This is a genomic window from Insolitispirillum peregrinum (assembly GCF_900156605.1).
Classification (GTDB): domain Bacteria; phylum Pseudomonadota; class Alphaproteobacteria; order Rhodospirillales; family Rhodospirillaceae; genus Insolitispirillum; species Insolitispirillum peregrinum.
The window spans coordinates 190,070-213,194 of record NZ_FTOA01000006.1 but is presented as its reverse complement, the minus strand read 5'-3'; the positions used below and the strand labels follow the sequence as shown (position 1 = coordinate 213,194).

Here is a 23,125-nt window from a genome sequence, read left to right as displayed (position 1 = left end):
ACAGAGGCCGTTGCGTGCGCCGCAACACGCTCATCAAGAGCAAATCCTCTAAGACACACTTTTTATGACAATGGTGCAGCCATGCAGGATACGGCCCTCCTTTCCTCTGCCACACCCGTTGCGACCGGCCCGTTGACCATCAGCCAGCGCCGCCTGTGGGCGCTGGTGCAAACCGGCAATGACCGCTTGCCGGGCGATCAGGTGCTGGCGCTGCGCTTTCAGCAGCGGACCGCCGCCGCCGGGCTGGAAAACGCCATCACCGAAGCGGTGCGCACGCTGGTCGCCCGCCATGCCACCCTGCGCAGCCGTCTGGAGATTCTGCCCGGTGGCCGGGTTGATGTGCAGGAATTCACCGCCGAGACGCTGCCGGGCCTGCCGGTGCCACTGACCATCAGCGAGGTTCACAACGAGGCGGCAGAACGGGCGGCCCTCAGCGCCGATTACAGCCGGGCCTTTCACTTTCCCGCCGACCTGCCGTGGCGGGTCCGCCTGGTCCGCAGCCCGCAGGCGCTGACCCTGTGCCTGACCCTGCATCCGCTGATTGCCGACAGCACATCGCTGGGCATTCTGGCCGAAGACCTGCTGTCGGCGTTGGCCGGGCAGGTGCCGCTGATGCCCGCCGCCGCCACCAGCCCGACCGCCCACGCCCGCGCCGAACGTCAGGGACTGCAAAGCGCAGCCTGTCGCCAGAGCAGCGAGCACTGGCGCGGGCTGTTGCAGGATGACGCGCTGCCACCCGCCACTCTGCCGCCACGGGTGATGCCGTTACAGGCCCCGACCGGCGACCGCCTGTGCCCGATCGTGCACGTGCCGCTGGCCCTCGCCCAGCAACTGCGGACACTGGCCGGACAGCGTCGCCTGCCGCTGGCAACCCTGCTGTCGGTACCACTGCATGTGCTGCTGGCCCGCTACAGCGGCCACTATCGCCATGTGCTGGGGCGGGTTCACCCCAACCGCCCCACCCCGGCCCTGCACCGGCTGGTCGGACGGCTGGAAGACATTGCCCCGGTTGTCGCCCCGCTGACCGCCACCATGAGCTTTGCCGACGCCGCCACCTCCGTTCAGGCAGCCTTTGACGAGGCCTGCGCCCATCCGCTGCCCTATGAGCGGCTGGCGCAAGAGGTGTGGCAGGACGCGCCGGACGCCAGCGGTGCGGCCCTGCAAACCCTGTTCAGCCACCAGCCTGCCCCGGCGTGGATGGCCGCGCACAACAAGCTGGCCTCGGCCGGGCTGGAGGTCACCCTGTTGGGCCTCGACCAGTTGGCCGGAGCCCACAGCCGCGCCGATGCCGCGCTGGTGGTCACCAGCCTTGACCGCCCCGATGGTGGCATCACCGTCCTGTTCAATGCCGCCGAAGACAGCGTTGACCCCGCCCTGCTGTACCAGGCCGCCGGGCACTGGCTGCGCCTGCTGGCCGCGTTTGTCGATAACCCACAGCAGCAGATCGGCTTTGTGCCGTTGCTCAGTGATGACGAACTGGCCACCCTGTCCGCCCCCTACCCCGACAGCGCCCCGCACGATCAGCGCCCGCTGCATCAGCGGATCAGCGCCGTTGCCCGCCGAGCCCCCGAACGGGTGGCGATCCTGTGCGGCGACCAGCAGTGGACCTTTGGTGATCTGGAAACCGCCGCCAACCGGCTGGCCCACCATTTGATTGCGGCGGGCGTCGGGCCGGAGCAATGCGTGGCGGTGCTGCTGAAACGCTCGCCTGCCGCCATCATCGGCATTCTGGCGGTGCTGAAGGCCGGAGCCGCCTTTGTGCCGGTGGACCCCGACCACCCGGACAGCCGCAATCATCACATCCTGCAAGACGCACGGGTGCGGGTGATCCTGACCGAAAGCCCGTGGGCCGAACGCATCCCGCTGGCCCTGCGCCATGACCCGGCGGTGTCGGTGCTGCTGCTGGACCACAGCGACCTGTCCCACCACCCGGACAGCGACCCGGCGATCAGCATTGCCGACAACCAGCTGGCTTATGTGATCTATACCTCTGGCTCGACCGGAGCCCCCAAGGGGGTGGCGGTGGACCATGGCCCGCTGGCCCGCCACCTCGACAGCACCGCCACCGTTTACGAGATGGACGAAACCTCACGCGAATTGCCGGTGTTGCCGTTCAGTTCGGACGGCGGACACGAACGCTGGATGGTGCCGCTGATGCTGGGCGGCTCGATCGTCCTGCCGCACAAGCCGTTGCTCGGCCCCGATGAAGCCCTCGAGCTGATGCATCGCCACGGCGTCACCAACGCCAGCCTGCCGACCAGCTATGTCCACCAGTTGGCCGAATGGGCCGACCTGACCGGCGCCCCGCCGCCCGCCCGCCTGTATTCCTTTGGCGGCGAGGCAATGGCACCATCAACCTTTGCCATGATCACCCGCGCCCTGCGCGCCGACATCCTGATCAATGGCTATGGTCCGACCGAAACCATCATGACCCCGATGGTGTGGAAAGTCGCCGCCGGAACCACCTTCAGCGGCCTGCATGTGCCGATTGGCCGCCCGGTCGGCCAGCGCCGGGCCTATATCCTTGACGCCAACGGCCAGCCGGTGCCGCCCGGCGTGGTGGGTGAGCTGTATCTGGGCGGCGATGGCGTGGCGCGCGGCTATGTCGGTCGTCCCGACCTGACCTCTGAGCGCTTTGTGCCCGACCCGTTCAGCGCCCGCCTCGGCATTCCCTTCCCCGGCCAGCGGTGGGGCGAACGCCTGTACAAGACCGGCGACCTCGCCCGCTGGCAGCCGGACGGGATGATTGATTTCATTGGCCGCGCCGACCAGCAGGTCAAGCTGCGCGGTTACCGCATCGAACTGGGTGAAATTGAATCGGTGATCAAGCGCCAGCCGGCGGTACGCGAAGCGGTGGTGGTGCTGCACAGCGACGCCGGACAAGCGGCTCCGATGCTGGTCGCCTATGTGGTGGCCGCCGAAGGCCAGAGCCTCGACCCCGACGCGGTGCGCACCGAAGCCGCCCGCACCTTGCCGGACTACATGGTGCCGACGGTGGTGATGGTTCTGCCCGCCCTGCCGCTGACCGCCAACAGCAAGCTCGACCGCAAGGCCCTGCCCGCGCCGGGGCTGGGGCAACGGGTGATCGACCCGCCGACCTCGGCCATGGAGCAGATGCTGTGCGAAATCTGGCGCGACGTGCTGGGACTGGCCGAGGTCGGCATCCACGAAGACTATTTCCAGATTGGCGGCAATTCGATTGCCGGGCTGAAAATCCTCGCCCGCATCAAGCGCCATCTGCCACAGGCCAGCGTGGCGATTGTCGATCTGTTCAACAACCACACCATTGCCGATCTGGCGGCTTTTCTGGAGCGAGGCGACGCCAGCGCGGGCGAAGTGATCACCCTGCGGGCAGCCCGCCCCGATGCTCCGCCACGCCCGATGCTGTACTGCTTCCCCGGCCTGCTGGTCAGCACCCGCGAATACCTGAAGCTGATTGACTATCTGGGGCCGGACCAGCCCGCCACCGGCTTTGTCTGTTACACCCTGTGTGAACAGGGCAAGCTGGAGGCCTCGATTGCCGACATCAGCGCCCGCTATGCCGACCACATCCTGCGCCGCAGCGCCGGGCAGCCGGTGGTGTTCCTTGGCTGGTCGTGGGGCGGCCTGCTGGCCTATGAAACCGCCCGCCTGCTGGCCGGAAAGGTCGATGTCCGCCTGATCGGGATGGTCGATGTCTGCGACATGGACACCGACTTTGCGCTGGGCGCCATCCCGTCCTTTGCCCCCGGCGAGCGTGACGCCACCCATGCCCGCGTGCAGGACTGGCTGGGCAAAACCAGAATGCGCGCCGAATGGGAAACCCTGCTGGGGTCGATGGACGCGCTGGCCTATGAGCAGTTCCTCAGCTTTGTGCTGAACAGTGAATACGACCTGCCGCTGGACGGCCCGGCGGTTGGCAGCACCGAGCACATTTTCTGGGTGCTGATCGACAACGCGCTGGTGTTCCGCCAGCACCAGTTGCTGCCGCACGATGTTCCCATCCAGTCCTTTGCCGCCGAAGACACCCTGCATCGTGGCCTGAACCTGATTGACTGGCGTCAGCATTCCCGCCTGACCCAGCCCGCCGAGATCATCGCCGGCACCACCCACCTGCACATCATCGGCATGACGGCCTTTCACAGCCGTTTTGCCCGCCGCATTGACGATGTTGTGGCCGAGCTGTCCCTTGCGCGCCGCGACGCCGCAGAATAACTGGAGACTTCAGAGCATGACCGACACAGTTCTTGATCTTGCCGGGATCGGCATCGGCCCGTTCAACATGAGCGTTGCGGCCCACCTCGACAGCCTGCCCGAGGTCAAGGCGGCTTTTTTCGACCGCCGCCCGACCTTTAACTGGCACCCCGGCCTGATGCTGCCGGGGGCCGAGTTGCAGAATTCCTACCTCAAGGATCTGGTCACCGCCGCCAACCCGACCAGCCCGTGGTCCTTCATGGCCTATCTGGTCCGCCACAAGCGGTTCTACAAATTCCTCAACTGTGAATTCGATGCCGTTTACCGCAAGGAAACCGCCGCCTATTTCAAGTGGGTGGCCTCGTCGCTGCCGTCGCTGAATTTCGGGCACGAGGCCGAACAGGTCAGCTTTGACAAAGACCGCTTTACCGTCCGCTTTGCCAATGGCAGCAACGTTCAGGCCCGCAGCCTGTCGGTCGGCGTCGGCACCACCCCGTCGGTGCCCGATTGCGCCGCCCCGTGGCTGAGCGACACCTGTTTCCATGCCAGCGAGATCGTGTTCCGCAAGAACGCCCTGCGCGGCAAAAAGGTGGCAATCATCGGCGGCGGCCAGAGCGGCTGTGAAGTGTTCCTCGACCTGATCAACGGCGCGGTCGGCGATCAGGACCGCGTGCTGTGGTTCAGCCGCCGCCCGAATTTCGAGCCGCTGGATGCCAGTGCCTTCACCAACGAATACTTCACCCCGGAATACAGCGACCGTTTCCACCCGCTGCCCGCCGCCCTGAAGACCCTGAAGCTGGCCCAGCAAAAGCTGGCCTCGGACGGCGCTTCGCCCTCCACCCTGCTGGCGATCTATCGCCGCCTGTACGAACTGACCTACCTTGACGGCTGTCAGGCCGACCTGCGCCTGATGCCCAACCGCGAGGTGGTGGCGATTGAACGGCAGGGCAACAGCTATGCCCTCACCGTGCGCAATCACTTTGACGAGCAGCTCGCCACCTATCACGTCGAAGCGATCGTGCTCGCCACCGGCTATGCCACCCGCACCCCGGCCTGTCTGGACGGCCTGAAGGGACGGATGCAGTTCGAAGGCCCCGACCGCTATGCCCTGAACGCCGACTATTCGGTGATCTGGGACGGCCCGGCCAGCAACCGCATTTACGCCGTCAACGCCAGCCGCCACAGCCACGGCATCGCCGACCCGCAGATGAGCATCGCCGCCTGGCGCGGGGCGACCATCGTCAATTCCCTGCTCGGGCGGATGCATTTCGACCTCGAACTGCCGCCGTCTCTGGTGCGCTGGGGCACCGAAGACGGGGATACTCCGGCGGCGCTGATCGCCGAAGCGGCGGAATAATGGCCTGCGGGGTGTTCGTTCCCCGGGCGATCCATGCCCTGGTGCTGGCAGTCTGTCTGCTGCTGGCACCGGGGTCTTCGCTGTGGGCGGCAGAGCCAGCGCGGCGGATTGTCTCGCTGGACTGGGGGCTGACCGAAACCCTGCTCGCCCTGGGGGTGGTGCCGGTGGCGGTGGCCGATGTGCCGGGCTATCGTGGCTGGGTGGTCGAACCGGCGCTGCCGGAGGGCGTAGTGGATCTCGGCTCGCGCTTTGAGCCCAATCTGGAACAGCTTCAGCAACTGAAACCGGACCTGATCCTTGCCACCCCCTATCAGAACCCGTTGAAACCGCTGCTGGAGCGGATTGCCCCGGTCGAGACCATCGCCATTTACGAGGAAGACGCCAGCGGGCGCGACAATGGCAACCACCCGCTGGAGCGGGCTGTCGCCGCCACCCGCCATCTCGGCAGCCTGACCGACCGGCAGAGTGAAGCTGAACGACTGATTGCCGACACCGACGCCCTGTTCACCGCTGCCCGCCAGCGGCTGGACGCCGCCGGAGCCGAGGCCCACCGCCCGCTGTACATCGCCACCTCGGTCGATGAACGGCACGTCTGGCTGTATGCCCGCAACAGCCTGTTTCAGGATGTGTTCGACCGGCTGGGCCTGAGCAACGCCTGGCAGGCCGAGACCAATTTCTGGGGTTTTTCCAGTGCCGGATACGACGAGCTGGCCGACGCCCCCGAGGCCCGCTTGCTGCTGCTGCGCCCGCTGCCGTCGGGGGTTGAGGCCTCGCTGGCCCGCAATCCGCTGTGGAACGCCCTGCCGTTTGTCCGTGCCCAGCGGGTGGCGCTGATTGACCCGGTGCTGATGTTCGGCACCCTGCCCGCCAGTGGCCGCTTTGCCCGCCTGCTGGTCCTGACCCTGACCGGAGCCCCGCTATAATGCTCGCCAGCCTTTCCCTGCGGGGTCGGGACTCCCGCGCCCTGTTGCCTGCCCTGTTCCTTCTCCTGCTGCTGCCTGCGCTGGCGATGGCCGTGTACGGACTGAACGACCGTCTGCCGATGCGTGAATGGCCCGCCCTGCTGGCTCCGCACACCCTGCCGCAGATCATCGCCAGCGCCAGCCTGCTGCCCCGCTCGCTGGCTGCCCTGCTGTGTGGCGCGGCGCTGGGGCTGGCCGGGGCGCTGTTCCAGCATGTCCTGCGCAACCGCATGGCCGCCCCGGAAACGGTCGGTGCGGCGGGCGGGGCGCAGTTGGCGCTGGCCCTGACCACCCTGTTTGCGCCGTCGCTGCTTGATGGCGGGCGGGTGTGGGTGGCCTTTGGCGGCGGGCTGATCGCGGTGGCGCTGGTGTTCGCGCTGGCGTGGCGGCAAAAACTGGAGCCGTTGCCGCTGATCCTCGCCGGGATGATTGTCACCCTCTATTGCGGGGCGCTCGGCAGTGCCCTGATCCTGATGAACGAGCAGTATCTGGTCAGCCTGTTTGTGTGGGGCAGCGGATCACTGGTGCAAAACGACTGGAGCGCCATCCGCCTGTTGGCTCCGATGCTGGCCGCCGGAATGATGGCCTGTCTGCTGCTGCTGCGGCCATTGGTGCTGCTGGAACTGGGCGACGAGGCCGCCCGCAGCCTTGGCGTGCCGCTGTTTGCCCTGCGGGCGGCGGCGCTGGCAGTGGCGGTGTTTCTGTCCACCGCCGTGATCAGTTCGATTGGCCTGTTCGGCTTCATCGGACTGGCCGGACCGACGCTGGCCAGCTTTGCCGGAGCGCGCACCCTGCGCCAGCGGTTGCTGTGGTCGCCGTTGCTGGCAATGGCCCTGCTGTGGCTGACCGACCAGACCGTGCAGCAGATTGACCGCCTGCTGGGTGACCCCCTGCCCACCGGCGCAATCACCGCCCTGTTCGGAGCGCCGTTGATCCTGCTGTTGTTGCCGCAGATGAAGGCCCACGGCGGGCTGTGGCAGGGAACCGTCAGCGTGATCCGCAGCGCCGCCCCGTGGCGGCGGGTGATCCTGCTGGCGATGCTGGTGTTGGCCGCAGCCATCGTTGCCCTGTGCTGGGGGCGCGGGCCGCAGGGCTGGCGGTGGATTGGCGACCTGCACGAGTTGACACCGCTGTTGCCATGGCGACTGCCGCGCAGTGCGGCGGCGCTGGCCGCAGGCGGGATGCTGGCCGCCGCCGGGATGATCCTGCAACGCCTGACCGCCAACCCCATGGCCAGCCCGGAAGTGTTGGGGATCACCTCGGGCGCGGCGATCGGGATGATTTCCATGCTGTACATTGCGCCCTCTGCCGCTGGTTTTACCCATGTGGTGGCCGCCTCCGCCGGGGCTTTGGGGGTGCTGCTGGTGATCCTGCTGCTGGGGCGGCGCAGTGCCTTTTCCCCCGATCGCATCCTGTTGGCCGGGATCGCACTGGGGGCCCTGTTTGACGCCCTGACCGCCGTGCTGACCGCCAATGGTGATCCACGCGCGGTGATTTTGCTCAACTGGACCATGGGCTCGACCTATCGGGTCGATGGCGCACAGGCCACGCTGACCGTCGGGATCGCGGTGGTCCTGCTGGGCCTGACCCCGTTGATCAGTCGCTGGCTGACCATCCTGCCACTGGGCGACGGCACCAGCCGCAGTCTGGGTCTGTCGCTGGGGCGGACCCGCCTGCTGCTGTTGATCATGACCGCCGCCATGACCGCCACCGCCACGCTGGTGATCGGCCCGCTCAGCTTCATTGGTCTGATGGCGCCGCATCTGGCCCGCATGCTGGGCCTGCACACCGTCCCCAGCCAGATGGCCGGGGCGATCCTCAGCGGTGGCCTGTTGATGCTGGCCGCCGACTGGGCCGGGCGGATGGTGCTGTTTCCCTTTCAGCTTCCCGCCGGATTGATGGCCACCCTGTTCGGGGCGCCGCTGGTGATGTGGCTGTTGACCCGGAAACGCTGATGATCCTTGCCCGCCCCATCCCTCCATCAGACTGGATGACCGGCGTCCTCGCCTCGTGCCAGACGGTCGATTTCCATTTGCCAGCCCGGCAGGAAGAAACGGCCTGCTGGCGGTGGATCACCCCGGCCTTTCTGCGCGAGCCGTTGCTGGTGCCCGACCTGCTGGCCCCCTTTGAGGCCCGCTTTGGTGAAGGCACCGACCGGCGGGCGATTGCCGCGCGCTGGTCGCACCTGTACGGCTGCATCACCCTGCCGTCGCTGCTCACCGCGTTGGCCTTGTGCGACTGGCAGGGCGACCTGCGGCTGGCCGCGCCGGTCCTGCGGCTGGCGCTGGCCGAAGACGCCAGTCCCCAACGGTTGCTGTTCCTGTCTGCCGCCGCGTCTCCACGCCGCTCGCTGGCCGAACGCTGGCAAGAGCTGATGGTCGATCATTTTGCCCCACTGCATCAAGGACTGGCCGAGTGGAGCGGCGTTTCCCCGCGGGTGCTGTGGGGCAATGTCGCAGCACTGGTCTGCTGGAGCCTGGATGAACTGCACCGCCAGCACAAACGGCGGGTGGCCGCCGCCGTCGATGCCGCCCGCGCGGTGATGCTGGCCTCCCCCACCCTGTACGACGGCAGCGCCAACCCGGTGCACGGCTGCCTGCGTCCGCGCCCCGATGGCAGCCAGCAGCGCAAGGTCTGTTGCCTGAGTTACCTGCTGCCCGGTGAAACCCTCTGTCCGTCGTGCCCGTTACCGCCGTCCCGCCCTTGACACTTTCCCCTTCCAGAGAGAGCCCCGATGGATTTGACCGAAGCGCACCGCCTGTTGTTCTGTGACGAGCCCGCCTATCCGCTGAACGCCGCTGCGCCGCCGATTTTTCAGACCTCGCTGTTTACCTTTGACAGCTATCAGGACATGGCGGCGGTCTATGCCGGAGAACAACGGCTGGTCTACACCCGTGGCGACAATCCGACCGTGCAGGTGTTTGAGGAGCTGGTTGCCAGACTGGAAGGCGCCGATGCCGGGCGCGGCTTTGCCAGTGGCATGGCTGCCATTACTGCCACCGTGATGGCCTTCGTCAGCGGCGGCGACCGGCTGGTGACGGTGTGCAATGTCTATGGCGATGCCTACAAGATGTTTGAAAAGCTGCTGCGCCCGGCAGGCGTCACCATCGACTATGTCGATGGCAGCGACCCCGAGGCGGTGGCCCGCGCCCTGCCCGGCGCGAAGATGCTGTATGTCGAAACGCCCACCACCCTGACCTTTGACCTGCAACACCTGCCAACGCTGGCGGCACTGGCCCAGCAGCACGGGGTGGTGACCGCCATCGACAATTCGTGGGCCACCCCGCTGTATCAAAACCCGATTGCCCACGGCATTGATCTGGTGATCCATGCCGCCTCGAAATACCTTGGCGGTTACAGTGATACCGTCGCCGGGGTGGTGGTCGGGCGGCAGGACCTGATCGACCGCATCAACGGTCGCACCTATCCCTATCTGGGGGCCAAGCTGTCACCGTTTGATGCCTTTTTGCTGGTGCGCGGCCTGCGCAGCCTGACCTTGCGGATGCCGGTCCACATGAGCAGTGGCCTGACCATCGCCCGCCGCCTGCGCGATCATGCCGAGGTAACATCGGTCCTGCATCCGGCATTCAGCAGCCATCCGGGGCGGGAAACCCTGAGTGGTTATGGCGGGGTGTTTTCCTTTCTGGTCAGCGATGCCATCGACGTTCCGGCCTTTGCCGACGCCCTGCGGCTGATCCGGCTGGGGGTCAGTTGGGGCGGGCCGGAAAGCCTGCTGGTGCCGCTGAGCGTCACCGCCGGGATGCCGCCCGCGCCCAATCCGTTCGTCCATTTCGGCATTTCGGACCGGATGATCCGCCTGAATGTCGGACTGGAGCCGGTCGACGCCATCTGGAGCGACCTGGAACAGGCACTAACGGTAGCCCGGCGGTAATCCCCCCGGATCAGCCTTCCGCGCTGCTGCTGCCATGCAGCAGGGCTTGCAGTTTCACATACATCAATGCGGTCATGATCGCGTCGTTCAGCGCATCATGGGCGGGCAGAACCGGCAGTTTCAGTTCGCTCATGATGGTGTCAAAGCGCAGGTCAATGTTGCCGGTATAGACCCCATCCCGCCCGCGCACGCGATAGTCATAATACAGCGCCGACACTTCGGTGCAGCGGTTCGGCAGGCCAATCCCCAGCCATGGCTTCACCACCCGGTTGACCATTGCCACGTCGAATTCGAGGAAATAACCGACCAGCGGGCGATTGCCGACAAAGCGCAGGAAACGGTCCAGACCTTCGTAAATATCCAGCCCGTTGGCGACATCGACATGGCGCAGACGGTGAACCTTGATCGATTCCTGATCAATGGCCTTTTGCGGCTTGAACACCATGTTCAGCCGCTGGCTGGTCAGCACCCGGTTGCCACGAATGCGGACGGCGGCCAGCGACAGGATTTCCGCCTTTTTCGGGTCCAGACCGCTGGTTTCGGTGTCAAAGCACACCACTTCGTCCGGGTGCGGATCGTCGAACAGAAACCCATAGGACGGGTCCTTCAGGCGACGGCGGTTCAAGCCGCGCAGCAGGGATTGCAGCATCATACCTCTCCCTGATGTTTAGAGCGTTTTCCGTTTTCCCTGAATCGGGTCAAACGCTCTAACATCTTGTGTTTCTAGCAAATACGTCGTCGCAGATGCATCCATCTGCTCGGGATTTGCTCTAAAAGGCCGCCAGCTTGAAATGATGGGTCAACAGTTGCTTGAACTGCTTGACCAGCAACAGGCTGTCTTTCAGGGCGTCCTGCTGGAATTTCGACAGGTCATCGGCGCGGACAAAGTTGTCGGCCCCTTCCCCGCTCAGTTGCCCCTTTGACAAGCGCCCCTGCAAGCGGATTTCCATCAGGAACTGGAACGCCTCGACCAGATTGGCGGCAAAGTCAGTATCGAAAATGCCCTCCTGCCCCAGAGCCTCGATGCGGCTGAAGGTCGAGGTGCAGGTCAGGTGCTTTTCCAGCGCCAACGCCCGCACCCCGTGGACAATCGGGAAAATGCCGCCCTTTTTGATGTCGATTTCGCCCTTGTGGTCCTTGTCCATCACCAGTTGGTGGAAAAAGCCGATTGGCGTGTCAAAGCTGTTCACCGGTCGGGCAAAGTGGCTGAGGAAGCCCTGATTGTCGGTCAGCCGCTGGAACAGATAGCTGCGCAGGCGATACAGCAACAGCGGATCACCGGCCACCGCTTCGCCGTCAATGAAGGCCGCCAGATTGAGGAATGCCTTTTCCCCCGGCGTCAGCATCCAGTGGTAAATGTCATCGCGGAACTGGCTTTCGGTTTTGCTCCATTCCGGGTTGGACACCATCATGTTGCCGCTGCACGGCGGATAGCCGAACGAGATCATCGCCTCGGTATACTGGCGGCACAGGTCGCGGACGCTGTCCGGGTCGATATCGTCCGCGATAATCAGCGCATTGTCCTGATCGGTCTTGGCGATCTGTTCGCCGCGCCCCTCGGAGCCCATCACCATCAGGCAGCATTTGCCCGCCAACTCCGGCGGGATCAGCATTTCAAACAGCTTGCGCTGGATTTTGCGGCTGAGGTCGGTGACCATCTCGGCAATGAAGCGGATTTTAACCCCCGAGCCGTGCAGGCCCTGCAACAGTGGCCCCAGTGCCTCGGAGGCCACCCGCAGCTCGTCCAGCGTCTGGGCACGGTCCACCTGCACCGCCACCAGATGCGAGTGGCTGGACATGTAGCCCAACAAGTCGATCAGTTCGAGAACCCCGATGATGTTGCCATCCCGCAGCACCGGCAGGCGGCGGATGTTGTAGCGGGTCATCAGCACCTGCGCATTGAACAGGAACTCGTCCTGATCAACGGTGATGGTGCCATAGGTGGCACAGCTTTCGACCGGCGTTTCCAGCGGCTTGCCCTGAATGATGGCATGGTCGCGCATGTCCGACCCCGACAGCACCCCCACCCGGCCATCCGCCGCCGTGACCAGCAGGCTGGTGGCCTTTTCCTTTTTCATCAGGACCGCCGCATCACGCAGGGTACACGAGCCGGGGACGAACAGCGGCGGGTGCAGATAGGCCTGCCCGACCTTCGCCACCATGAACGAGGCCATGCCGCGCGCACTTTCGGCATTGGCACGGGCGGCCAGCCGTTCACTGAGCGAACTGGTAAAGAATGCCTCGAACGCGCTGTTGCTGCGGCACAGGTCCAGCATCATCTGGCGCGGGATCAGATAGACCAGCGCCTCTTCCTGCACCTCGCACGACAGCGATTTGGTGTCGTTGATCAGCGCCGATGCCCCGAACAAATCGCCCTGCCCATGGACCGTCACCAGTTCGTCACCGTTCTTTTCCGCCAGCAATCCCTTGATCACCAGCATCAGGTGGTCCAGCGCCTGACCGGGTTTCAGCGGCGTATCGTTGGTCTTGAAATAGGCGATATCGACCGCCGCCGACAGCTTGCCGCGCTCGGCTGACGACAAATGGCTAAAGGGCGTAACCGAGAAATCAAAGTCCTTGGACATGGTACGAGGCGTCTCCCCTGACGACGGTATTTTTGCGGGCCTGTTTTATGGTGGCACCTTATGGATATGGATCCGTGAACCGATCCGGGTGGCAGTGTACCCCCGCCCTTTGCACTGCGAAAAGCTGGCCTGAAGTCATGGACGCGGGGTTCATCCCCTTGAGCAAGCCAAGAAAAAAACGCCCCGGAACACTCGGTCCGGGGCGTTCGGTCACGGTGGTATGGGGCTCCATACCAGAGTGGCAGTCTTAGTGCTCGGAGGCCCCTTCCGCACCCAGACCAGTCTGCGACCGGATGTACTGGGCTTCGAAGGCTTCCATTTCGTCCTTGGCAGTCTGCGAGCCATCGATCTTCGACACGATATAGGTGATGGCGAAGGCAATGGTCATCGAGAAGATCGCCGGGTTCTTGTAGGGGAACAGGGCGTCGGCATGGCCCATGACGTCCTTCCAGATGGTCGGGCCGAGGATCACCAGCACCGAGGCCGAGATCAGACCGGCAAAGCCGCCGTAGAACGCACCCTTGGTGGTCAGGCCCTTCCAGAACATCGACATGAACAGGACCGGGAAGTTGGCCGAGGCAGCGATCGAGAAGGCCAGACCGACCATGAAGGCGATGTTCTGCTTTTCAAAGGCAATGCCGAGGATGATCGCCAGCACGCCCAGAACCATCGTGGTGATCTTGGAGACGCGGATTTCGTCAGCGTCGCTGGCACGGCCCTTGCGCCACACCGAGGCGTACAGGTCATGCGACACCGCCGAGGCACCCGACAGGGTCAGACCGGACACCACCGCCAGAATGGTGGCGAAGGCAACGGCCGAGATGAAGCCGAGGAACAGGTCACCACCGACAGCCTTGGCCAGATGGATGGCGGCCATGTTGGACCCGCCCATGATGCCCTTGCCGTCAGCAGCCATGAATTCCGGATGGTTCAGAACCAGAACGATGGCGCCGAAACCGATGATGAAGGTCAGGATGTAGAAGTAACCAATGAAACCGGTGGCATAGAACACCGACTTGCGGGCTTCCTTGGCGTCCGAGACGGTGAAGAAGCGCATCAGGATGTGCGGCAGGCCAGCGGTACCGAACATCAGGGCCAGACCCAGCGAAATGGCATCGACCGGATCAGACACCAGACCACCCGGCTGCATCAGCTTGATGCCCTTGGAATGGACTTCGGTGGCGTGCTTGAACATCGCTTCCATCGAGAAGCCATAGTGGGTCATCACCATCAGCGCCATGAAGGTCGCGCCGGACAGCAACAGAACGGCCTTGATGATCTGCACCCAGGTGGTGGCCAGCATGCCACCGAACATCACGTAACCGACCATCAGCACGCCGACCAGACCAACGGCGATGCCGTAGTCGAGACCGAACAGCAGCTGGATCAGCTTGCCTGCGCCCACCATCTGGGCAATCAGGTACAGCAGAACCACCACCAGCGTGCCCGAGGCGGCCAGCGAGCGGATCGGGCCCTGTTGCAGGCGATAGGACGCCACGTCGGCAAAGGTGTACTTGCCGAGGTTACGCAGGCGTTCTGCCACCAGGAACAGGATGACCGGCCAGCCGACCAGGAAGCCGATGGAGTAGATCAGGCCGTCAAAACCGGCGGTAAACACCAGACCGGCGATCCCGAGGAACGAGGCTGCCGACATGTAGTCACCGGCAATCGCCAGACCGTTCTGGAAGCCGGTGATGCCACCGCCCGCCGCGTAGAAGTCCTTGGCGGACTTGGTCTTGCTGGCAGCCCAGTAGGTGATGCCAAGGGTGGCGAGCACAAAGGCGACGAACATCACGATCGCCGTCCAGTTGGTCGCCTGCTTTTGCACGGCGCCGTCGATCGCACCGGCCGCAAAGGCCGCCGACGACAGGCCAAGGGTGGTCAGACCAGCAACCACCGAGGAGAAAGTGCCAAAACGCTTCATCACTTCACCTCGTCCAGGATTTCTTTGTTCAGGGCGTCGAATTCGCCGTTGGCCTTCTGGACATAGATGCCCGTCAGAACGAACGACAGAATGATCAGCGCCAGACCGACATAGATACCGACCGAGGTGATGGCGCCTTCGGACACCGGTGTCCCGAGGGAAGCCGGGAAGAAGGCAATCACGGCAACGAACGCGTAGTACGCAATCAACATCACGGCTGACAGGGTCCAGGCAAAGCTGCTGCGCTTGGCACACAGCTCCTGGAATTTCGGATTGGCTTTAATCCGCTCGTGGATTTGGTTGGTCATACACCCTCCCTTAGGGCCTGGTTGTCATTATGCGCCATTGGAATGGCTGTTATGCATTGAGACAATATCTCACCTGACCGGAAAATCTAGCGAAAATAAATGTCAAAGAGCTAATTTTCCCCCATGGGAAAACTCGGGTAATGCCAGCAAAACTGCCAAAAACTGTGTCAACCCCCACCCGAACACCGCATAAACACTAAGGTTTCAGCGTTCTTTACCCCCTTGCCGGTGGCGTGAAATATCCTTATCCGTGCAAAGCGCTTTACGCAAAAAAACAACTCTCCCACCCCACCCCAAGGGGTGGTTTTTCCACCAGAATCCCCTGCCCGTCGGCCAAAAGGCCGAATCAGGTCGCAGAGTCGGCCTATATCGGATGACAGGGCGTAGTTGAAGCTGGCAAAAATATTGCAAAGCACAATCGCATGTGCGAGACAGCTATACTCAACCAGACCGGGTATCAAGAGGCAGCGACAGACCACGCAAACGGCTCAGAACACACGCATCTTTCAGGTGTTGTTCACCGCTGGCAGATCAATCGTAAAGACCGCTCCGCCTGCGGCATCGTTGCCAACGGTCAGCGAACCACCGAAATCCCGCACCAGACCATAGCTGATCCACAGCCCCAGACCGGTGCCGCGCCCGACCGGCTTGGTGGTGAAAAACGGGTCAAAGACCCGCAGCAAATGCTCGGGCTGAATGCCGGCACCATTGTCCCGCACCGTCACCCGTACCCGACAGGGTGGGGAAAGGCCCGGATCATCCACATGACCACCAACAATATCAAGAATTGGATCGACACAACCCTCCAGCGCATCCAGCGCGTTATGGATCAGATTGGTCATCACCTGATGCATTTGCCCGGCCTGCCCGCGCACCAGCAGCCCGCCGCCCAGGTCCAGATGCAGGGATGGCATCACCGCCGTTCCCTTCAGCGTGCCTTTCAGGGTCCATTGCAGGGCGGTCTGCACCACCTCGGCCAGATCAAAGACTTCGGAGGCACCGGGCTGGGCAAACGACAGCCGCCGCAAGGATCGCACAATGTCGGTCACCCGCTCGGCTCCTTCCAGCGTGCCTTCGATCAGCTCCGGCACATCGGCCAGAATGGCATCCAGCCGCAGGGTGCGGCGCAAGGCAGCACAGGTTTGCGGGTCATCCCGCCCGACCGCATCCAGATACTGGCTGATCCGTGCCATGTACTTTTTCAGGGTGTGGACGTTGCCATTGACGAAGGAAATCGGATTGTTCAGTTCGTGCGCCACCCCGGCCACCAACCGCCCCAGCGAAGCCATCTTTTCCTGCTGGATCAGCGTTTGCTGCGCCTGTTTCAGGTCGGCGTGCGCCTGCGCCAGCCCGGCATAGGCCCGGCGCAGTTCTCCCACCGGCCTGCCGATCAACACCGTGCCTTCCGGGCGGCCACGATGGTCCAGACGCAGCGAACAGTTCATCGCCACCACATCCGACGCTCCGCCATCCGCACACAGCAACCGCACCTCGCATTCGCGCAGGACCGCCGTTGACGGGCGGGTGGAAAACTCGGCCAGCGTCCCCCGGCTGCCGTCGCTCAACAGGTCTTCCAGCGGCCGCCCGACCAGTGCCCCGGCCTCCAGACCGGTCATCTCCAGCACCGCCTGATTGACCTGCTGCACATGGCCATCCAGACCACAGACGATCAACACGTCCGACATTGACGACAGCACCGAGGTGATAAAGGCCTGGGCTTCCTCCAGCCGGGCGTTCTTTTCTTCCAGCCCGATTTCATAACGGATCAGGTCGGAATAGACCTGTTCCATTTTCTGGATCACCTCGACCCACACCTGCTCTTGCAGATGGCCCAGCTCCAGCGCCACCTCTGGCACCGCCCCAACCTTGTCGCGCAAAGACGGCGGCGTGCTCATCCGTCATCGTCCTCGCTGTCACAGCCGACCAGATCAGCAGAACGTCCCAGACGATAGCGCGCCATTTTCCCCCGCAGGCCGACCCGCGACAGCCCCAGTTCGTCGGCCACCCGCGAGATGTTGCCATGGTGGCGCAGCAAGGCCGCCCGCACGATCCGTTCCTCCAGCGCCTCGACCTGTTCGCGCAGGCTGGTGGCGGGCTGTACCCCTTGCAACGACTGCCCGGCCACCGCCCGCAGAATGCGCGGCGACATCACCGCGCGCCCCAGCGTCTCGCTTTCCGCCAGTGCCACCATCCGCTGGACCTCGTTGCGCAGTTCGCGGATGTTGCCCGGCCACGAATAGGCGCGCAGCACCGCCAGAGCCTCGGGGTGGAAATCGTGGACCGGCTTGTTCAGGCGCTGCATCGCCTCGCCCAGCAGCATTTCGGCCAGCAACGGGATATCGCCGGGCCGGTCACGCAACGGGCACAGGTGAATCGGGAACCCGGCCAGCCGGTAATACAGGTCCTGCCGAAAGCGCCCGGCGCGGACTTCTTCTTCCAGATCACGGTTGGTCGCCGCCACCACCCGCACATCCACCCGCCGGGTCAGCCGCGCCCCCAGCGGCCGGATTTCGCCTTCCTGCAACACCCGCAACAGCTTGACCTGAAACGCCGGGCTGGTTTCCCCGATTTCGTCGAGAAAGATGGTGCCGCCACTGGCCTGTTCAAACAGCCCGATGCGGTCTTCGTAAGCGCCGGTAAAGGCTCCTTTTTTACAGCCGAACAGCTCGCTTTCCAGCAACTGGTCCGGCAAGGCCCCGCAGTTTTCCATCACAAACGAGCCTTCGGCACGCGGGCTGTTGTAGTGGATCGCGCGCGCCAGCAATTCCTTGCCGGTGCCGGACTCGCCGGTGATCAGCACCGACAGGTCATAGTCGGCCACCCGCCGCGCCAGCGCGATGGCCTCGGCCACCGGACTGCCCGCCGCATGGACGATGCTGTCAAAGCCAAACAGCGCCCGCACCCGGCTGCGCTTTTCCGCCACCACCTTTTCAAGCTGGCTGGCAGAGACCTTCATTTCGACGCTGATCGCGTGGTTCTGCCGTTGCAGGTGGTAGAGATGGACCGCCGCCCGCACCGCTTCCAGCAGCTCGTCCGGGTCCCATGGCTTGGCGATGAAGCGGTAAATCCCGGCATCGTTGATCGCCGCCAGAATGTCATCGGAGTCGGTATAGCCGGACAGGATCATCCGCACCGGCTCCGGCCAGTGCTCGCGCACCCGTTGCAGGAACTCGACCCCGCTCAGGCCCGGCATCCGCTGGTCGCACAGGATCACCGCCGGCATTTCCTGCGCCAGAATGGCCTCGGCCTCGTCGGCTCCGGCGGCGGTCAGGACGATAAAGTCATCCCCCAGCACCCGCCGCAACGTTTGCAACGATCGCGGCTCGTCGTCGATCACCAGAACAATCGCCTGATCGGTCATCGCTGGCCCTGTCCTTCCGCCTCCCGTCCACCGCAGGCAGTATGGCGCAGGAACAATCGTTCCCCCAACAAAAACAACAGGCACCCGATCTGTTGACCGGATGCCTGTTGTCGAAAGCAGCAAGTATTGGTCCTGATTACAGGCCCAGCGCACCCTTCACCGCGCCCAGCGGGAAGGCCAGCACGTCGTCAGCCACCGCGCCGTCGGCGATCTTTTCGTGGATGCTGCCCAGCACCAGTTCCGGCCCGGCCACCACGTTGGCACCGATGGCGATCAGGATTTCACGCAGCTGGGCCTGCACACGCACGCCACCGGTGAAGGCCACCGACGAGGTCAGGAACAAGGTCTTTTTGCCACCGAAGGCCGACTGGCCGTAGGGACGCGAGGCCCAGTCGAGGGCGTTCTTCAGCACGCCCGGAATGGCGTAGTTGAATTCCGGCGAGGCAATCACCACCAGATCGGCGGCCTTGATGGCAGCGCGCAGGGCGGCCACACCAGCCGGCGGGGTGTCGGTGTCGATGTCCTGATTGTACAGCGGCACGTCGCCCAGGGTCATCACCTGCACATCGGCCTGACCGTTCAGGGCAGATGCCAGCGAGGTCAGGATGGTGGTGCTGAAGGAACCGGAACGCAGGCTGCCCGAGATGGCAAGGACGCGGGGGAGAGACATGGAGAAGATCCTTTGGCTGGGAGAAGCAGTGTGTGGCCTTACGGTAGGCGTTTCACGCCCGACTGATAATCCCCGTTGTGCGAAAAAGATTGTCGCGCTTTGGGAAACAGTACCCTCAGCAAATCCTCGGCAACTGCTCGCCCGCCAGCCAGTCCACCACCCGGCGGCCGCCAAAGCTGGTGGCCATGGTGACAAAGCGGTGATCATCGGCCACCACCTGCCCGATGATGGCGGCGTCCTGCCCCTGCGGGTGCGCGCGCATTGCGGCCAGCAGGCGGTCGGCGTCTTCGGGCGGGCAGATGCACAGCAGCTTGCCCTCGTTGGCGACATACAGCGGGTCGAGGCCCAACAGCTCGCAGGCTCCCCGCACCTGCGGGCGGATCGGCAGGGCGGCTTCGTCCAGCTCCATCCCGACCGCCGAGGCCTGCGCCAGTTCATTGAGCGTCGCCGCCACCCCGCCCCGGGTTGGATCGCGCAGCACCCGCAGCCCCGGCGCCACCTGCACCATCGTTTCGACCAGCCGGTGCAACGCCATGCTGTCCGAGCGGATTTCACTGTCGAATTCCAGCCCCTCGCGCACCGACAGGATCGCCACCCCGTGATCTCCGATGGTGCCGGACACGATGATCACGTCACCGGGGCGCGCCCGGTCCGACGACACTTCGACCCCATCATAAACCACGCCAACCCCGGCGGTGGTGATGAACACCCCGTCGGCCTTGCCGCGTTCGACCACCTTGGTATCGCCGGTGACAATCGGCACACCGGCTTCGGCGCTGGCGGCGGCCATGCTGGTGACGATCCGCTTCAGGTCGGCCAGCGGAAAGCCTTCCTCCAGAATGAAGCCCGCCGACAGGTACAAGGGGCGGGCACCACCCATCGCCACATCGTTGACCGTGCCATGGACCGCCAGCGAGCCGATATCGCCGCCGGGAAAGAACAGTGGATGAATGACATAGCCGTCGGTGGTCATCACCATCCGCCCTGCGGGCACGGTAAAGGTCGCCTGATCGTTGCCCGCATCCAGCAACGGATTGCTGAAGGCGCTTTTGAACAGCTCATCAACCAGTCGCGCCATCGCCCGGCCGCCGCCGCCATGGGTCAGTTCGACCCGGCCCGATACCCAATCCAGTTTCATTGCGCAGCCCCCTGCTGCTGGTCACGGAACCGGCCATAGGCCCAATGGGCGGCACAGGCTCCTTCGGATGACACCATGCACGATCCGACCGGATGGTCGGGGGTGCAGGCGGTGCCGAAAATGCGGCAGTCCTGCGGCCGTTTCAGGCCGCGCACGATCTCGGCACAGGCACAGGCCTTGTGATCGGGCACGCTGCGATACGGCAGGGCAAACCGGGCCTCGGCATCAAAGGCGGCGAACTCGGGACGGATGGACAGGGCGCTGTCCGGCAAAGCCCCAAAGCCGCGCCATTCAAAGCTGGGGCGCAGGGTAAACACCTGCTCGATCACCTGCCGCGCCTTGGGGTTGCCATCCTGCTGCAAGGCGCGGGCGTACTGGTTTTCCACCTCGGCCCGCCCGTTGTTCACCTGCCGCACCAGCATCAGGATTGCCTGCAACAGGTCCAGCGGCTCGAAACCGGAAATGACGATCGGCAACTGCCACTGCTCGGCAAACGGCTGATAGACCTGCGAGCCGGTGATCACCGACACATGCCCCGGCCCGATCACACCCTCCAGCGGCACCCGCTCCTCAGAGGTCAGGATGGCGCGCATGGCGGGCGGGGTCATCACGTGGTTGCAGAACAGCGCGAAGTTTTCCAGCCCTTCGGCATGGGCCTGCAACAGCGCCAGAGCCGACGGCGGGGTGGTGGTTTCAAAGCCGATGGCAAAGAACACCACCGTCTTGTCGGGGTTTTGCCGCGCCACTTTCAGCGCATCGAGCGTCGAATAGACGATCCGCACCGACGCCCCGTCGGCCTTGGCCTTCAGCAGGCTGTCGCGCCCCGACCCCGGCACCCGCAGCATGTCGCCATAGGAGCACAGGATCACATCGGGCCGCCGCGCCAGTTCGATGGCGCTGTCAATCCGCCCGGTCGGCAGCACGCACACCGGACAGCCCGGCCCGTGGATCAGCCGCACCGACGGCGGCAACAGGTCTTCAAGGCCAAAGCGGGCGATGGAATGGGTATGGCCGCCGCAAAAGTCCATGATGTTATAGCGCCGCCCAGGCTGGACCTCGGCGCCGATGACGGCGGCAATCTCGCGGGCCTTGGCGCCGTCGCGGTACTCATCGACGTACTTCATGCCGCGCCCCCGTCCAGCAGCTCCTGCCGGGCCTCGTCCAGTTGGCCGATTTCGGCCAGCAGGGCCAGCGTGCGCGCCGCCTCGTCGGCATCAATGCGGTTCAGCGCATAGCCAACATGCAGGATCACATAATCGCCCACCGCCAGACCATCGACCAGCGCCACCGACACATCCTTTTTGACGCCAGCAACATCCACCGTCGCCATACCGTCAGGCAACAGGGCCACCACCTGCGCCGGAACCGCCAAACACATCTATCCTGCCTCTCCCTGACCGGAGGGCAGCCCGTCAACGGGTCAGTCGTTGCGGGCTGCCAGTTTCTTTTTACGATGCAACTGCAAAGCCCGGCCCTTTTCGATCCAGGCATACCACTCGTCCAGCCCCTGCCCGCTGGTGGCCGACACCTGCACCACTTCGATGTCGTGATTGACCTGCCGGGCGTAGGCAATCGCCTTGTCCACGTCAAACGACAGATAGGGCAGCAGATCGACCTTGTTCAAAATCATCAGGTCAGCGGCGGCAAACATGTCGGGATACTTCAGCGGCTTGTCTTCGCCTTCGGTCACCGACAAAATCGCCACCTTGTGCGCTTCGCCCAGATCAAAGGCCGACGGACAGACCAGATTGCCGACGTTTTCGATGAACAACAGGCTGTCATCGGCCAGATCGAGCCGCTCCATCGCCTGCGCCACCATCGCCGCATCCAGATGGCAACCCTTGCCGGTGTTGACCTGCAACGCCGGAGCGCCGGTCGCGCGGATGCGGTCGGCGTCGTGGGTGGTCTGCTGGTCGCCTTCGACCACCGCCAGCGGATAGCGGCTCATCAGGTCGCTGACCGTGCGGCACAGCAGGGTGGTTTTGCCGGAACCGGGGCTGGAGACCAGATTCAGCGCAAACACCCCGTGTTCGGTCATCCATGCCCGGTTGGCCCGTGCCAGCCGGTCGTTATGCCCCAGCACGTCCTGTTCGATTTCGACAATCCGCCGCTGGTCAAGGCTGCCCACCGTTACCCCGGCTTCGCCCCGCCCGTAATGCAGGTCGTGGGAATGGGAATGGGAATGATCATGATGGTGATGATCGTGCGGGTGGTCATGGTGGTGATGATGCCCATGATCATGGGAATGGTCGTGATCGTGGGAATGGTCATGGGAATGACCATGATCGTGCGAATGGTCATGGGAGTGACCATGATCGTGCGAATGATCATGGGAATGACCATGATGATGATGGTGCCCCGCCCCTTCGATGACCGGCTGATCACCGCATCCGCAAACCGTGCACATCACTCGACCTCCAGTTCCTTGACCCGCAATTGCTCGCCGCCGGTCACTTGCAGTTTATGTCCACCACAGCGCGGGCACGGTTGATGACGGGCAGCGATTTCCACCACCTCGCAACAGTCCATGCACCAGGCTTCCCCCGCAGGCCGGACAATTTCCAGCACCGCCGTTTCGGTCAGCGGATCGCCCTTGCACACCGCCTCGAAACAGAACCGCATCGCTTCCGGTTCAGCACTCGACAGCGCCCCGATTTCCAGCCACACCGTCCGCACGCGGGAAAACCCCTGACTGCGCGCCTGTTCTTGCAGAATTTGCAGGATGCCGTTGGTCAGGGCCATCTCGTGCATGGTG

Annotated in this window: 18 protein-coding genes; 6 read left to right on the top strand and 12 right to left on the bottom strand. The window is 64.1% G+C overall.

Going from position 1 to position 23,125, the window contains the following annotated elements:
• The first annotated feature begins 81 nt into the window (after window positions 1-81).
• From BW995_RS16450 to BW995_RS16425, 6 genes are read left to right on the top strand one after another with little or no spacing between them, the layout of a single operon-like run.
• Complete coding sequence (locus BW995_RS16450) at window positions 82-4,194, top strand: non-ribosomal peptide synthetase (protein ID WP_076401496.1); 4,113 nt, start codon at window positions 82-84, stop codon at window positions 4,192-4,194.
• 16 nt (window positions 4,195-4,210) lie between these two features.
• Complete coding sequence (locus tag BW995_RS16445; RefSeq protein WP_076401495.1) at window positions 4,211-5,530, top strand: lysine N(6)-hydroxylase/L-ornithine N(5)-oxygenase family protein; 1,320 nt, start codon at window positions 4,211-4,213, stop codon at window positions 5,528-5,530.
• Window positions 5,530-6,453 carry an ABC transporter substrate-binding protein gene (locus BW995_RS16440; protein ID WP_076401494.1) on the top strand — a complete coding sequence of 308 codons (924 nt, stop codon included), beginning with the start codon at window positions 5,530-5,532 and terminating at the stop codon, window positions 6,451-6,453. Before BW995_RS16445 ends, BW995_RS16440 begins: the two co-directional genes overlap by 1 nt.
• Window positions 6,453-8,447, top strand: a complete 1,995-nt coding sequence (gene fhuB, locus BW995_RS16435) for a Fe(3+)-hydroxamate ABC transporter permease FhuB (RefSeq protein ID WP_076401493.1) — start codon at window positions 6,453-6,455, stop codon at window positions 8,445-8,447. The genes BW995_RS16440 and fhuB overlap by 1 nt, the downstream gene beginning before the upstream one ends.
• On the top strand, window positions 8,447-9,199 hold the full coding sequence (gene fhuF / locus BW995_RS16430) for a siderophore-iron reductase FhuF (RefSeq protein WP_076401492.1): 753 nt from the start codon (window positions 8,447-8,449) through the stop codon (window positions 9,197-9,199). The genes fhuB and fhuF overlap by 1 nt, the downstream gene beginning before the upstream one ends.
• Before the next feature lie 27 nt (window positions 9,200-9,226).
• Window positions 9,227-10,384: an aminotransferase class I/II-fold pyridoxal phosphate-dependent enzyme gene (locus tag BW995_RS16425; protein ID WP_076401491.1), complete on the top strand. Its 1,158-nt coding sequence runs from the start codon at window positions 9,227-9,229 to the stop codon at window positions 10,382-10,384.
• Between the two features lie 10 nt (window positions 10,385-10,394).
• On the opposite strand, the gene BW995_RS16420 is transcribed toward BW995_RS16425, so the two are convergent.
• The 12 genes from BW995_RS16420 to hypA all read right to left on the bottom strand — a co-directional run bounded on the left by BW995_RS16420 (window position 10,395) and on the right by hypA (window position 23,121).
• The gene (locus BW995_RS16420) at window positions 10,395-11,036 is read right to left on the bottom strand and encodes a 3'-5' exonuclease (RefSeq protein WP_245821507.1); all 642 of its coding nucleotides are present in this window, start codon (window positions 11,034-11,036) and stop codon (window positions 10,395-10,397) included.
• Window positions 11,037-11,154: 118 nt separating this feature from the next.
• On the bottom strand, window positions 11,155-12,969 hold the full coding sequence (locus tag BW995_RS16415) for a putative nucleotidyltransferase substrate binding domain-containing protein (RefSeq protein WP_076401490.1): 1,815 nt from the start codon (window positions 12,967-12,969) through the stop codon (window positions 11,155-11,157).
• Window positions 12,970-13,216: 247 nt separating this feature from the next.
• Window positions 13,217-14,893 (bottom strand): cation acetate symporter, encoded by a 1,677-nt coding sequence (locus BW995_RS16410; protein WP_076401489.1) that lies wholly within the window; start codon window positions 14,891-14,893, stop codon window positions 13,217-13,219.
• Complete coding sequence (locus BW995_RS16405) at window positions 14,893-15,201, bottom strand: DUF485 domain-containing protein (RefSeq protein WP_076401488.1); 309 nt, start codon at window positions 15,199-15,201, stop codon at window positions 14,893-14,895. The genes BW995_RS16410 and BW995_RS16405 overlap by 1 nt, the downstream gene beginning before the upstream one ends.
• A 506-nt stretch (window positions 15,202-15,707) precedes the next feature.
• The gene (locus BW995_RS16400; RefSeq protein ID WP_076401487.1) at window positions 15,708-17,096 is read right to left on the bottom strand and encodes an ATP-binding protein; all 1,389 of its coding nucleotides are present in this window, start codon (window positions 17,094-17,096) and stop codon (window positions 15,708-15,710) included.
• Complete coding sequence (locus BW995_RS16395; RefSeq protein ID WP_076401486.1) at window positions 17,093-18,562, bottom strand: sigma-54-dependent transcriptional regulator; 1,470 nt, start codon at window positions 18,560-18,562, stop codon at window positions 17,093-17,095. The genes BW995_RS16400 and BW995_RS16395 overlap by 4 nt, the downstream gene beginning before the upstream one ends.
• A gap of 136 nt (window positions 18,563-18,698) precedes the next feature.
• A complete protein-coding gene (locus tag BW995_RS16390) occupies window positions 18,699-19,232 on the bottom strand; it encodes an NADPH-dependent FMN reductase (protein ID WP_076401485.1) in 534 nt (177 codons plus the stop codon).
• Between the two features lie 115 nt (window positions 19,233-19,347).
• Complete coding sequence (gene hypE, locus BW995_RS16385) at window positions 19,348-20,370, bottom strand: hydrogenase expression/formation protein HypE (protein ID WP_076401484.1); 1,023 nt, start codon at window positions 20,368-20,370, stop codon at window positions 19,348-19,350.
• Window positions 20,367-21,494 carry a hydrogenase formation protein HypD gene (gene hypD, locus BW995_RS16380; RefSeq protein ID WP_076401483.1) on the bottom strand — a complete coding sequence of 376 codons (1,128 nt, stop codon included), beginning with the start codon at window positions 21,492-21,494 and terminating at the stop codon, window positions 20,367-20,369. The genes hypE and hypD overlap by 4 nt, the downstream gene beginning before the upstream one ends.
• Entirely contained in the window at window positions 21,491-21,748 is a 258-nt protein-coding gene (locus tag BW995_RS16375; protein WP_076401482.1) for a HypC/HybG/HupF family hydrogenase formation chaperone, read from the bottom strand. Before BW995_RS16375 ends, hypD begins: the two co-directional genes overlap by 4 nt.
• Before the next feature lie 42 nt (window positions 21,749-21,790).
• On the bottom strand, window positions 21,791-22,777 hold the full coding sequence (hypB, locus tag BW995_RS16370; protein WP_076401481.1) for a hydrogenase nickel incorporation protein HypB: 987 nt from the start codon (window positions 22,775-22,777) through the stop codon (window positions 21,791-21,793).
• On the bottom strand, window positions 22,777-23,121 hold the full coding sequence (gene hypA / locus BW995_RS16365; RefSeq protein ID WP_076401480.1) for a hydrogenase maturation nickel metallochaperone HypA: 345 nt from the start codon (window positions 23,119-23,121) through the stop codon (window positions 22,777-22,779). Before hypA ends, hypB begins: the two co-directional genes overlap by 1 nt.
• Window positions 23,122-23,125 lie beyond the last annotated feature (4 nt).

Excerpts from the sequence above, each read along its gene's own strand:
- BW995_RS16450 (WP_076401496.1), top strand. The coding sequence starts at position 82 with ATGCAGGATACGGCCCTCCTTTCCTCTGCCACACCCGTTGCGACCGGC.
- BW995_RS16445 (WP_076401495.1), top strand. The coding sequence starts at position 4,211 with ATGACCGACACAGTTCTTGATCTTGCCGGGATCGGCATCGGCCCGTTC.
- BW995_RS16440 (WP_076401494.1), top strand. The coding sequence starts at position 5,530 with ATGGCCTGCGGGGTGTTCGTTCCCCGGGCGATCCATGCCCTGGTGCTG.
- fhuB (WP_076401493.1), top strand. The coding sequence starts at position 6,453 with ATGCTCGCCAGCCTTTCCCTGCGGGGTCGGGACTCCCGCGCCCTGTTG.
- fhuF (WP_076401492.1), top strand. The coding sequence starts at position 8,447 with ATGATCCTTGCCCGCCCCATCCCTCCATCAGACTGGATGACCGGCGTC.
- BW995_RS16425 (WP_076401491.1), top strand. The coding sequence starts at position 9,227 with ATGGATTTGACCGAAGCGCACCGCCTGTTGTTCTGTGACGAGCCCGCC.
- BW995_RS16420 (WP_245821507.1), bottom strand. The coding sequence starts at position 11,036 with ATGATGCTGCAATCCCTGCTGCGCGGCTTGAACCGCCGTCGCCTGAAG.
- BW995_RS16415 (WP_076401490.1), bottom strand. The coding sequence starts at position 12,969 with ATGTCCAAGGACTTTGATTTCTCGGTTACGCCCTTTAGCCATTTGTCG.
- BW995_RS16410 (WP_076401489.1), bottom strand. The coding sequence starts at position 14,893 with ATGAAGCGTTTTGGCACTTTCTCCTCGGTGGTTGCTGGTCTGACCACC.
- BW995_RS16405 (WP_076401488.1), bottom strand. The coding sequence starts at position 15,201 with ATGACCAACCAAATCCACGAGCGGATTAAAGCCAATCCGAAATTCCAG.
- BW995_RS16400 (WP_076401487.1), bottom strand. The coding sequence starts at position 17,096 with ATGAGCACGCCGCCGTCTTTGCGCGACAAGGTTGGGGCGGTGCCAGAG.
- BW995_RS16395 (WP_076401486.1), bottom strand. The coding sequence starts at position 18,562 with ATGACCGATCAGGCGATTGTTCTGGTGATCGACGACGAGCCGCGATCG.
- BW995_RS16390 (WP_076401485.1), bottom strand. The coding sequence starts at position 19,232 with ATGTCTCTCCCCCGCGTCCTTGCCATCTCGGGCAGCCTGCGTTCCGGT.
- hypE (WP_076401484.1), bottom strand. The coding sequence starts at position 20,370 with ATGAAACTGGATTGGGTATCGGGCCGGGTCGAACTGACCCATGGCGGC.
- hypD (WP_076401483.1), bottom strand. The coding sequence starts at position 21,494 with ATGAAGTACGTCGATGAGTACCGCGACGGCGCCAAGGCCCGCGAGATT.
- BW995_RS16375 (WP_076401482.1), bottom strand. The coding sequence starts at position 21,748 with ATGTGTTTGGCGGTTCCGGCGCAGGTGGTGGCCCTGTTGCCTGACGGT.
- hypB (WP_076401481.1), bottom strand. The coding sequence starts at position 22,777 with ATGTGCACGGTTTGCGGATGCGGTGATCAGCCGGTCATCGAAGGGGCG.
- hypA (WP_076401480.1), bottom strand. The coding sequence starts at position 23,121 with ATGCACGAGATGGCCCTGACCAACGGCATCCTGCAAATTCTGCAAGAA.